This is a genomic window from Paraburkholderia caribensis (genome assembly GCF_002902945.1).
Lineage (GTDB): Bacteria > Pseudomonadota > Gammaproteobacteria > Burkholderiales > Burkholderiaceae > Paraburkholderia > Paraburkholderia caribensis.
In genome coordinates this window covers 1,541,519-1,552,522 of sequence record NZ_CP026101.1, presented here as the reverse complement: position 1 = coordinate 1,552,522, position 11,004 = coordinate 1,541,519, and the positions used below count along the sequence as shown (strand labels likewise).

The 11,004-nt window shown below is 62.8% G+C and carries 9 protein-coding genes; 5 read left to right on the top strand and 4 right to left on the bottom strand.

Going from position 1 to position 11,004, the window contains the following annotated elements; all coding sequences use genetic code 11:
• Positions 1 to 506: 506 nt before the first annotated feature.
• The 3 genes from C2L66_RS06895 to C2L66_RS06885 all read left to right on the top strand — a co-directional run bounded on the left by C2L66_RS06895 (position 507) and on the right by C2L66_RS06885 (position 3,676).
• Positions 507 to 1,133 carry a plasmid mobilization protein gene (locus tag C2L66_RS06895; RefSeq protein WP_060601182.1) on the top strand — a complete coding sequence of 209 codons (627 nt, stop codon included), beginning with the start codon at positions 507 to 509 and terminating at the stop codon, positions 1,131 to 1,133.
• A 514-nt stretch (positions 1,134 to 1,647) separates the two neighbouring features.
• Entirely contained in the window at positions 1,648 to 2,328 is a 681-nt protein-coding gene (locus C2L66_RS06890; RefSeq protein WP_060602700.1) for a PspA/IM30 family protein, read from the top strand.
• A gap of 109 nt (positions 2,329 to 2,437) precedes the next feature.
• Entirely contained in the window at positions 2,438 to 3,676 is a 1,239-nt protein-coding gene (locus C2L66_RS06885; RefSeq protein ID WP_060601185.1) for a tetratricopeptide repeat protein, read from the top strand.
• Positions 3,677 to 3,736: 60 nt separating this feature from the next.
• Here C2L66_RS06885 and C2L66_RS06880 read toward each other — a convergent pair whose 3' ends face one another.
• Entirely contained in the window at positions 3,737 to 4,363 is a 627-nt protein-coding gene (locus tag C2L66_RS06880) for a TetR family transcriptional regulator (protein WP_060601187.1), read from the bottom strand.
• A gap of 200 nt (positions 4,364 to 4,563) precedes the next feature.
• On the opposite strand from C2L66_RS06880, the gene C2L66_RS06875 reads away from it, so the two are divergent.
• Both C2L66_RS06875 and C2L66_RS06870 read left to right on the top strand, forming a co-directional pair.
• Complete coding sequence (locus C2L66_RS06875) at positions 4,564 to 6,069, top strand: flavin-containing monooxygenase (protein WP_082670349.1); 1,506 nt, start codon at positions 4,564 to 4,566, stop codon at positions 6,067 to 6,069.
• 518 nt (positions 6,070 to 6,587) lie between these two features.
• Positions 6,588 to 8,000, top strand: coding sequence for a methyl-accepting chemotaxis protein (locus C2L66_RS06870; protein ID WP_054934524.1), 1,413 nt, complete (start codon positions 6,588 to 6,590; stop codon positions 7,998 to 8,000).
• Positions 8,001 to 8,092: 92 nt separating this feature from the next.
• Here the strand turns inward: C2L66_RS06870 and C2L66_RS06865 are convergent, their stop codons facing one another.
• Genes C2L66_RS06865 through C2L66_RS06855 form a run of 3 tightly spaced genes read right to left on the bottom strand, consistent with a single transcriptional unit; the run spans position 8,093 to position 11,000 of the window.
• Entirely contained in the window at positions 8,093 to 8,911 is an 819-nt protein-coding gene (locus tag C2L66_RS06865; protein WP_007588301.1) for an ABC transporter permease subunit, read from the bottom strand.
• The gene (locus C2L66_RS06860; protein WP_060601192.1) at positions 8,911 to 9,840 is read right to left on the bottom strand and encodes an ABC transporter permease subunit; all 930 of its coding nucleotides are present in this window, start codon (positions 9,838 to 9,840) and stop codon (positions 8,911 to 8,913) included. Before C2L66_RS06860 ends, C2L66_RS06865 begins: the two co-directional genes overlap by 1 nt.
• On the bottom strand, positions 9,837 to 11,000 hold the full coding sequence (locus tag C2L66_RS06855; protein WP_054934531.1) for an ABC transporter ATP-binding protein: 1,164 nt from the start codon (positions 10,998 to 11,000) through the stop codon (positions 9,837 to 9,839). The genes C2L66_RS06860 and C2L66_RS06855 overlap by 4 nt, the downstream gene beginning before the upstream one ends.
• Positions 11,001 to 11,004: the final 4 nt, after the last annotated feature.

The window sequence follows — 11,004 nt, the reverse complement described above, 5'->3', positions numbered from 1 at the left end:
GCCTTGCCGCCGATCCGACGGCCGCCATGCACGGGACGCTCGCGCGCAACACATGACGACGGCCTCTGCCTCTGGCGATTGCCGCCGCGCGGCGCCGACTTTTCACCCCGTCCCGGTCGGCCGCACGGCGCGCCCAGGCGGTGTCTGGCGCAACGTAACAGCGCATTTTAAAGAAATCAAGCGGCGCTGAAAGTGATTTTTTTGTAAGAATTCCCTCATGATTGCGCCCCGATGTAAGAAAAAACACTGTGTCCCGCCACGCGAGTCCGGTTGTGCCGCGTCGTGCGGTTATCAACAGAAAATGTTCACAGCCCTGTGGACAATACATCTTCAAACGTAGCAACTCATTGATGTGACAGCCATTTTACGGGCCGCCCGATTTGCGCCAGCGCCCAACCGCGCGCCGCGATTTAGTCTTATGATGGCTCGACGCGCGCCAAGCAGGACTCGCCGCCCTGCCCGGATTCCTCCGCAGTTCGACACCAACAAAGAACGCGAGCCGACCTATGAACAAGCCTAGCGAACGCATCGTCGTCTTCGTCAGCCCCGCCCAGAAACGCGCCATCTCCACGACGGCGGAGAACCTCGGCATCAGCGTCAGCGAACTGATGCGGCGTGCGGTGCTGAGCTTCGGCGCGACCAGCGAGCAGGTCAAGGCGGCGAGCATCGTCGACCGGTTGCGCGCGCCACGCGAACCCGACGCGCTGAACGAAGCGCTGCAACGCGTTGCGCGCGCAAGCAAGCACCTGCGGCAAGCCACGCCGGCCGCGCTCCGATCGCCCGCGCCGGGCAGCAAAAGCACGCCGACTGAAAACGATACCGTCTTCGCCGCCTCCGGCATGCCGCACGAGGCGCTCGCTCCCATCGATGTCGCCACGCCCGTCGCCGCGCTCGCGGCGCACGATGTGTCCGTCACGCCCGACAGCACCGACGACGATGCCACCGCTCAGGCTGCCGCTCGCGTGGCGGCCGCGAAAGCCGCCGCGCTCGCGTCGCATGACGCCGTCAATGCCGCCACCAGCACGCCCGCACTGCCGTCGTCGAAACGCAATGCCGCAAGCAAACGTCAGCAAGCGCACGAAGACGACGAACCGGGCATCGATCCCGCCGAAGGCAGCGGCCACTTCGCCTGAATTCGCAGCGCCACATGACGCGAGTACGATGCGCTCGCGGGCGCGGTATCGTCGGCTATCCGAAAGAATCCGGCCGCGCAGTTTGACAAATCCGCACGCTGATTCGTTCATCACGTTGCGTATGACGCCACACGTCGCAAAGATTGCGAAAGCATCGGCTGAAAGGCGCAGGAAATCGCGTTTTAAGACGGCTTTAAGGGTACGCGTGGTGTAATATCCGCGAGCTGTTGAATAGCCGGTCGTGCATCGATTGCGACGCGTGTATGAAGCGTCGAAGCGTGCGACGTGACAACTCGAATGCGTACTCGGCTCTTGCATTCCGGGCGCGCGCCCCGATGTCAGGTCCGTTTGCTCCGCCGTCATGCAACGAGCACGAAGGCACGTTGTCTGATGGCATGGAGCAAGACCCGCAGCATTGCGCAGGGCGGCGTAAACTACGTTAAGTCGATGTCGTCGCGCACCAGGTTCAATGCGCCGGGTATTCAGCATCGATTTCAATCAATGGAGGTATTTCATGTCGCTTTTTGACAGCATCACGCGGACGGTCAAAGGTCTCTTGAACGATGCAGCCGACTCCGTGCAAGACCCGTCGCGTGATGCGCGCCAGATCGTGCGCGAACTCGACGAGAGCATCGCGAAAGCGGAGAACTCGCTGATCGAGATCCAGGCGCAGGTCGCCACGCAGCAAAGCAAGCGCGACGTGGCCGCCGACAAGGCGAAGAAGTACGAAGACGGCGCCAAACGCGCGCTGCAGTCGGGCGACGAAGCGCTCGCGCGCGAGGCGCTCGGCGCGCAGTCCACGGCAGAAGCCGAACGCGATGCGCTCGCTAAGGAACTCGCAACACTCGAGCCGTCCGTCGAGCAGTTGAAGACGCAGATCGACGACATGCGTCAGCGCCGCAACGACCTGAATGCGCGCTCGAACATCCTGCAGGCCAAACAGCAGATCGCGGAGGCCAAGGACACGGCGGCCACGGCGCTGGGCGGAATCGGCGGCAAGAATCTTGCTGAAGACTTTCAGAAGCTGGAGGACAAGGTCGCGCTGTCGACGGCACGTTCCGACGCACGCCTGAATTCGGCCGATGTGAAGAGCGGCAAGGCGCTCGACGACAAGCTCGAGGACCTCAACCGCGGCCCGTCGATCGACGACCGTCTCGCCGCGCTGAAGAAGCAGCTGGACACGCCTGCGCAATAAGCGCGAGACAGGCGATGTGCTGCGCGGCGCCGTGTACTACGACACGACGGCCGCGCGGCACGGCAACTCGATAGTAAGGAGACGGGCGTCAATCCGCCCGGCCCGCATCATGAAAAAATTGCTCGCAGCAGCCGGTGTGTCCCTGACGCTTTCGCTGATGCTCGTGTCGGGCACCGCCTTCGCGTTGCCCACGGCGACGCAGATCGAAACGACGATCCAGCAGGGCGACTGGCAGAAGGCCGACTCGCAGTTGAACGAGGTGCTGAAGGCGCATCCCGACAGCGCCCGCGCGCACTATCTGTACGCCCAGGTGCTCGATCGCGAAGGCCGCCCCGCCGAGGCGCTCGCGCAGCTTCAACAGGCGAAGACGCTCGACCCGCAGGTTCGCTTCACCGACCCCGCCCGCTTCGCGCAGACGGAAGCGCGTCTGCGCTCGGACGCCGCGCGCGTGAGCGGCGGCGCCGGTGGAAGCGTCACGCATCGCACGAACAATCCGTTCGCGCAGCAGGAATCCGCGCCCGCCACGCCGTCGGCGTTCCAGCCGGCGCCCGAACGGCATGGTCCGTCGATGGGCATGTGGATCGGTATCGTCGTGCTGATCGGTGCGATTGCGTTGATCCTGCGCTGGACGCTGCGTCGCGCGCGCTCGCAGGACGACACACGCGCCACCGACGACCGCCGCGCACAGCTCAAGCGTGCTACCGATCTCCTCAACGACGTGCGCTCGCTGAAGCTCGACGTGAAGCTGTCGACGGCGCCAGGACATGAAGCGCTCGAGCGCGAAGTAGAAGGCGCGGAGACGCAGTTGCGTCAGCTGGTCGAAGCGCTGTCGAATAGCAAGAACCCCGTGCCGCCGTATCAGATCGAAGATCTCGAACGGCAGGTCGCGAGCCTCAAGGCGCGCGCCGAAGGCCGGCCTGATCCGAATGCGGCCCCTGCGGCGTCGGCGGGTACGGGCGACTCTTCCTACGCACGCGAAGCGGACCAGGCGTTCGGACGCGGCGGCCAGCAGCCTGGTTACCCGCCCGGTTATCCGCAAGCGCCCTACCCGTATCCGCCGCAGCAACAGCAGCCGCCCGTCATCGTGCAGCAAGGCGGCGGCTTCGGCGGCGGCATGGGCGGCTTGCTGACAGGCGTGCTGCTCGGCGAAGCGCTCAACTCGGGCCGCGACCGCGTGATCGAACGCGATGTGATCGTCGACGACGAATCGCGCAAGCGCGGCGGCAACGACGCAGGCTCGATCGACTTCGGCCAGGGCTCGAACGACTGGAGCGACGGTAACGGCGGCGGAGACGGCGGCGTCGATATGGGCAGCAACGACGATTCGGGCGGCTGGAACGACACCTGACCGGCTCAGTTGGTCCGTATGAAACGCGAAGGGCTCCTCACGGAGCCCTTTTTCCTTTTCTCATTGCGCCTCATGCTGCGCGAGGACAACGGCGCCCGCGAACAACCTGACGATGAAACGCTCCGCATAGCCGATCAACGACTCCCGCTGCGCGGCATTGCCAATGAATTCACGCGACAAATGGAAAAGCTGCAACACGATCTGCGTGCAGATTTCCTCGACGGTCTCGCGCGGCAACGCGGGCACCAACGTGAGCTGCACGACATCCTCGGCCATTTCCGCCGACACCTCGTTCAGGTTCGCTCGCACAGCCTCGCGCAACGCCGCAGACGTGCCGTGATACTCGGCCAGCGCGCTCAAAAACGCCTCGCGGTTCTCCAGCGCAAACGCAAAGAAGGCAACGCAGGCGCGGCGCAACACGCTATGCGGCTCGTCGTGAGCAGCCAGCCATCGTTCGCGCCGAAGCATCGGGCGCAGCCGGCGGCTGACCGATTCGACGGCTTCGCGCGCGAGATCGTCCAGCGTTTCGAAGTGCCGGTAGAACGTGTTGGGATTGAGTCTCGCCTCGCGCGCCACTTCGCGCAGGCCGAGGCTCGCAAAGCTGCGGCCGCCCGCTGTCAGGCGCAATGCGGCTTCGATCAGCTTGCGCTTGCCGGGAGCGAGTTCCAGTTCCGATGCGGATTGCATGACCTTCCGTTTAACGACGCATCATGGCCAACGCAATGTCATGGCCTTGGAGCCAGCACTGTACAACGATCTTGACGCACTGTGTACAGTTGTCTACCCTCCGCCTTAACCGTCGTAGACGGATCTAGACAAATCAGCTTTTATCTTATTCGGCATCGGAGAGTTTCCAGACTTCGACGATGCGCGGGAGCGTTGAACCTATGCCCTCATCCCCTCGTGCTGAGATGCGAATCGCGATTATCGGAAGCGGCTTCTCGGGCATCGGCATGGCGATCCGCCTCAAGCGCATGGGTTTTACGTCGTTCACGATCTACGAAGCTGCGGGCGAACTGGGCGGTACGTGGCGCGACAACACCTATCCAGGCGCTGCATGCGATGTGCCGTCGCATCTGTACTCGTTTTCATTCGAAGCGAACCCGTCGTGGTCGCGGGCGTTCAGTCATCAACACGAGATTCTTGCGTATCTGAAGCATTGTGCACGCAAGTATCAGGTGGACAGTGCGATGCAGTTCAATGCACGAGTAACGGCCGCGCGCTTCGATGAGGCGCGACTCGTCTGGCGGCTCGATATCAACCGCACTGGCGTGCATGACACCGTCGAGGTCGATGCAGTGATTTCTGCTATCGGGCTGTTATCGCGGCCGGCGATTCCGCAGATCGACGGACTCGACACGTTCGGCGGCAAGATATTTCACTCGGCGCGCTGGGACCACGACTATCCGCTCGAAGGCAAACGCGTCGCCGTCATCGGCACCGGCGCCAGCGCGATCCAGTTCATCCCGCGTATCCAGCCGCGCGTCGCGCAGATGCTGCTGTTCCAGCGCACCGCGCCGTGGATCATGCCCAAGCCCGACAAGCCGGTCAGCGCGCGCGCGCGCTGGCTGTTCAAACACCTGCCGTTCACGCAACGCTGCGTGCGCAGCGCGATCTACTGGCAGATGGAATCGCGCGGCCTCGGATTCTTCGTCAATCCGAAGCTCGTGAACCCTGCAATGAAGTTCGCGCACAGCTACCTCGAACGAAGGGTGAAAGATCCGGCACTGCGCGCCAGGCTGACGCCCGACTACAGACTGGGATGCAAACGCGTGCTGTTGTCGAGCGACTACTATCCGGCACTCGGCCAGCCGAATGTCGACGTGGTGACGACACCGATCCGCAGCATCGTGCATGACGGCATCGTGACGGCCGACGGCGCGCATCATCCCGTCGAAGCGATCATCTGCGGCACCGGGTTTCAGGTGAACGACGTCGGCGCGCCATTCGACGTGACGGGACTGGGCGGCGCCGATCTCGGCGCGCGCTGGCTGCGCGACGGACCCGAAGCGTATCTCGGCACGAGCATCGCGGACTTTCCGAATTTCTTCATGATGGCCGGGCCGAACACGGCCCTTGGGCACAACTCGATGATCTACATGATCGAGTCACAGGTGCAATACATTGCCGATTGCCTACGCGAACTGCACCGTCGCGGCGCCCGCACGATGAATCTTCGTGCGGACGTACAGCGCGAATTCAACGCGAGCCTGCAACGCGACATGCAGCGAACTGTCTGGGCGAGCGGCTGCCACAGCTGGTATCAGACGAAGAGCGGCAAAATCACGGCGATCTGGCCGCGCTTCACATTCAATTTCCGTCGGCGCACACGTCGTGTGCGCAGTACCGAATACGTGTATTCGGATCAGGCGCAGGCATCGGCGCAAAAGTAGGCGAAATCGACTGGCCAAAGCCGGATAGTCGACATTGAAGCGTCGTAACAGCGCTTCGTCGCCCACGAGGCCCACTGCGGTTCATCGTGCTCCGCGTGACAGTGCATTGCATTCTGCTTTAGGTTCAGCCGCCGCCCAGCAGACGCAGCAGGCCCCACAGGAACTTGCAGACCATGACGATCAATTCCCATAGATACAACAGCTGCTCCCAGCCAGAGACGCGCGCAAAGGATTCGATCATGGGTTTGGTTGGCGGATTCGACAGACATCTGGCACGGCTGGCGCGCGGACACCGGCGATCGTACCCGATTCGACTCCGGGATAGTCCCTATCAAGCAGTTCCGTAAGGAGCCGTTGAGAACCCGTAAGCGTGTAAGACGACGTGCACTTCATTTGCCGCAGCCGATCTGCGACATGCAGATCAGTGCGTGTCATCCTGCTTGCGACATGAACTTGTACACATACAACGGATACCAGGTCGGCGTGCGCCAGCGCCGCGCCGTTCAGGAGACTTGCCCATGACGGGTCTTTTCACTCGCCGCCGGCGCCGCAGCGGCGCCACCTTGTCCGTTGTCGGCGATATCGCCTCGCAGGCGGGCAAGCTCGGCATCGAGATCTGCGACGTCTCCGGTCATATCGAAGAAGTCGCCACCCGGGTCGAACGGCAAGCGGGCGTGTGCCAGACCCTTCGCCAGTCGGCGGCAGCGACGCTCGCCGGCAATCACCGCATCGCCGCCGCGGCCCGCGAAATGCGCGCGGTCACCGCGCAGGCGGCGGGTGACGTCGAGACCTCGCAGCAGACGCTCGAAGCGTCGCTGTCGGATATTCATGGGCTTGTCGAAGGCGTGACGGTGATCGAGAGCCAGATCGGCGCGTTACGCGCAGCGCTGTCGCACGTGAGCCGCGTGTCGGAGGAGATATCGCTGATCGCGCGCCAGACGCATCTGCTTGCGCTGAATGCCGCAATCGAAGCCGCGCGCGCGGGCGAATTCGGCAAAAGCTTCGCGGTGGTCGCCGCCGAGGTGAAGACGCTATCGGCGAAGACCGCGCAGGCAACGGGTCAGATCGAAACGACGCTGGCGCAACTCACCGAGCAAACCGAGCGCCTGATCACCGAAGGCGCCGAGAACACGGCACGCGCGCAGCGGGTACGCGAAGGCACGCGGATGATCGGCGACGTCGTGCATTCGACAGGTCACGCAATCATGCAATTGAATGCAGAGGCGAACCAGATCGCGACGCTGTCCGGCGAAATCGAAGATCAATGCAATGCATTCGAGTCACAAGTGCTCGATATTGCCACCGACGTCGAACATTCCGGCGAAAACTTCGTGCAGGCGAAGAACCGGCTCGGCAATCTGCTCGGCGTATCGGAAAACCTGATCGAACTGACGGCCGCCACGGGCGTCGCAACGGCGGACACACCGTTCATCGACGCCGTCGAACAGGCCGCCGCAAAAGCCGGCAAACTGTTCGAAGCTGCTGTCGCGCGGGGCGAACTGTCGATGAACGACCTGTTCGACGATCGCTATGTGCCCGTGCCGGGCACGAATCCGCAGCAGTTCACGACGCGTTTCACCGACCTCACCGACCGCGTCCTGCCGTTGATCCAGGAGCCCATCCTCGAACTCGATCCGCGTGTCGCGTTCTGCGCGGCCGTCGACACGCGCGGCTACCTGCCCACCCACAATCTCAAGTTCTCGCAGCCGCAGCGCGGCGATCCCGTCTGGAATGCCGCGAACTGCCGCAACCGGCGGATGTTCAACGACCGCACCGGCCTCGCTGCCGGGACCAGTACGAAACGCTTCCTGCTGCAAACCTATCGGCGCGACATGGGCGGTGGCGAATATGCACTGATGAAGGACGCGTCAGCGCCTATCTTCGTCAACGGCCGGCACTGGGGTGGATTGCGGATCGGATATCGAATCTGAGCGCGGGAATCGTGCATCACGCCCGCTGATGAAGACTCGCTTTGCCGGCGCCCACGCAGGCGCCGGCAAAGGACATGAAACAGCGGGATGAACTACACAGCCATCGCCAGGCGCCGCTTCTCGGCGCGCTGCATGAAGTGATTTGCCACCACGACGCCGACGGTGACGACTGCAATGAACAACGTCGCCAGCGCGTTCATCTCCGGGTTCAACCCCAGCCGCACGCGCGAGAACACCACCAGCGGCAGCGTCGTCGAACCCGGCCCGGACAGGAACGCGGACAACACCAGATCGTCGATCGACAGCGTGAACGACAGCAGCCATCCGGCAATCAATGCCTGCGAGATCAGCGGCAGCGTGATGAAGAAAAATACACGTAACGGCGTGGCGCCTAGATCCAGTGCTGCTTCCTCGAGCGATGGATGCAGGTCACGCACGCGCGACTGCACAATAATCGCGACGTACGAAATGCACAGCATGACGTGGCCGATCCAGATCGTGAAGATGCCGCGTCCCGCCGGCCACCCGAGCCACTTGCCCATTTCGATGAACAGCAGCAGCAGCGAAATGCCCTGGATCACTTCCGGAATCACGAGCGGAGCATTGATCATGCCCGTGTACAACGTGAAGCCGCGAAACCGCCCCATGCGCGCGAGCACGAACCCGGCCCACGTGCCGATGATCACCGACGCGAACGCCGTCAGCAACGCCACGCGCAGCGACAGCCACGCGGCATTGATCAGTTCCTCGTCCTGCAACAAAGCGGCATACCAGCGCGTCGAGAACCGCGTCCACACCGTCACGAGTTGCGACTCGTTGAACGAATACACGACGAGGCTGATGATCGGCACGTACAGGAACGCGAAGCCGATTGCGAGTGCAATGAACTGCAATACACGATTTGGCTTCATCAGCGTCGCTCCTCCAGTTCCTTCGCCTGCGAATACTGGAAAAGCGCCATCGGCACGAGCAGCAGCAGCACCATAGCGCAGGTGACGGCGGACGCCATCGGCCAGTCTGCATTGTCGAAGAACTCATTCCACATTACGCGGCCGATCATCAGCGTATTCGCGCCCCCGAGCAGTTCAGGAATCACGTACTCGCCCACGGCAGGAATGAACACCAGCAGACAGCCCGCGATGATGCCGTTCTTCGACAGCGGCAGCGTGATCTGCCAGAACGCCCGCCACGGCTTCGCGCCGAGATCGTATGCGGCCTCGAGCAGCGTCAGGTCCATCTTCACGAGATGCGCGTAGAGCGGCATCACGAGGAACGGCAGGTACGAATAGACCATGCCGATATAGACGGCCGTGTTCGTGTGATACAGCTCGATTGGCGAATGAATCAGCCCGATCGACATCAGGAAGTTGTTCAGCAGCCCATTGTTCTTCAGGATGCCGATCCACGCGTACACGCGAATCAGGAACGAGGTCCAGAACGGCAGCATCACCGCCATCATCAGGATGTTGCGCGTGCCGGGGTTCGAGCGCGCGATGTAGTACGCCATCGGATAGCCGAGCAGCAGGCACAGCAGCGTCGAGATCCCCGCGACCACCACCGAGTTCACATACGTCGCGAAGTACAGGCTGTCCTGTAGCAGAAACGCGTAGTGCGAGAGGTCGAGGGCGACATGAATCACGCCGTCCTTGAACGACGTCAGTTCCGTGTACGGCGGAATGCCGAGCTGCAGATCAGCGAAGCTGATCTTCACCACCAGCAGGAACGGCACGAGGAAAAACAGCAGCAGCCAGATGAACGGCCCGGCGACGACGGCCGTGCTGCCCGTCAGATTGAAGCGGCGCACGGGCCACGTCATGAACGAATGCAGCGCGCTCTTCATGATGTCAGCACCACCCCCGCCGATGCGCTCCAGCGCACGTACACTTCATCGCCCCACGTCGGCGTTTCGATTTCCGACAACGCGAGACTCGACACGTTCGCGATCACCGTCTTGCCTGCGTCGAGCTTCACGTGATACAGCGAGTAGCCGCCCATGTACGCGATGTTCGTGACGACGCCCTTGCCCCAGTTGAACGCGCCTTCAGGCGGCTTGCGCGTGAGCGCGATGCGCTCCGGACGCACCGAAATCGTCACGGGCATGCCGAGCGGCCCCGTGATGCCGTGGCTCACGTACAGCCGCACGGGCAGATCGGCCGTTTCGATGTACACGTGATCCGGCTCGTCCTCGACGACATTGCCGTCGAACAGATTCGTCGAACCGATGAATTCCGCCGAGAAGCGGCTGTTCGGATACTCGTAGACCTCGTTGGGCGTGCCGAGCTGCACGATCTCGCCTTCGCTCATCACGGCGAGGCGGCCCGCCATCGTCATCGCTTCCTCCTGATCGTGCGTGACCATGATGCAGGTGACGCCGACCTTGTCGAGAATATTGACGAGCTCGATCTGGGTGCGCTGACGGATCTGCTTGTCGAGCGCGGACATCGGCTCGTCGAGCAGCAGCAGCTTCGGCCGCTTGACCAGCGAGCGCGCCAGCGCGACGCGCTGCTGCTGGCCACCCGACAGCTGATGCGGCTTGCGTTTCGCGAAGCGCGCCATCTGCACGAGCTCCAGCGCGGCCTGCACGCGCTCCTTCAGCTCGGCCTTCGGCACGCCTTCCTGCTTGAGGCCGAACGCGACATTCGATTCGACCGTCATGTGCGGAAAGAGCGCGTACGACTGAAACATCATGTTGACGGGACGCCGGTATGGCGGCATCTGCGCGAGGTCTTCACCGTCGATCAGGATCTTGCCCGAGGTGACCGTTTCCAGCCCGGCGAGCATGCGCAACAGCGTGGACTTGCCGCAACCGGAACTGCCGAGCAGCGCGAACAGCTCGCCCTTCCTCACCGACAGGTTGACACCCTTGACCGCGACCGTCTCGCCGAATTTCTTCACGACGTCGACGATCTGCACGAAATTGTCCGCTGCGTTCTGCGCAGCGGCGGGATTGCCCGAGGACGACACGCCGGCCCCTGCCAGCACGTTCGACTGGTCACTCATGATC

Bases quoted from the DNA above. Each gene is read 5' to 3' on its own strand.
- C2L66_RS06860 (WP_060601192.1), bottom strand. From the start codon at position 9,840: ATGAAGAGCGCGCTGCATTCGTTCATGACGTGGCCCGTGCGCCGCTTC.
- C2L66_RS06880 (WP_060601187.1), bottom strand. From the start codon at position 4,363: ATGCAATCCGCATCGGAACTGGAACTCGCTCCCGGCAAGCGCAAGCTG.
- C2L66_RS06870 (WP_054934524.1), top strand. From the start codon at position 6,588: ATGACGGGTCTTTTCACTCGCCGCCGGCGCCGCAGCGGCGCCACCTTG.
- C2L66_RS06855 (WP_054934531.1), bottom strand. From the start codon at position 11,000: ATGAGTGACCAGTCGAACGTGCTGGCAGGGGCCGGCGTGTCGTCCTCG.
- C2L66_RS06885 (WP_060601185.1), top strand. From the start codon at position 2,438: ATGAAAAAATTGCTCGCAGCAGCCGGTGTGTCCCTGACGCTTTCGCTG.
- C2L66_RS06890 (WP_060602700.1), top strand. From the start codon at position 1,648: ATGTCGCTTTTTGACAGCATCACGCGGACGGTCAAAGGTCTCTTGAAC.
- C2L66_RS06865 (WP_007588301.1), bottom strand. From the start codon at position 8,911: ATGAAGCCAAATCGTGTATTGCAGTTCATTGCACTCGCAATCGGCTTC.
- C2L66_RS06895 (WP_060601182.1), top strand. From the start codon at position 507: ATGAACAAGCCTAGCGAACGCATCGTCGTCTTCGTCAGCCCCGCCCAG.
- C2L66_RS06875 (WP_082670349.1), top strand. From the start codon at position 4,564: ATGCCCTCATCCCCTCGTGCTGAGATGCGAATCGCGATTATCGGAAGC.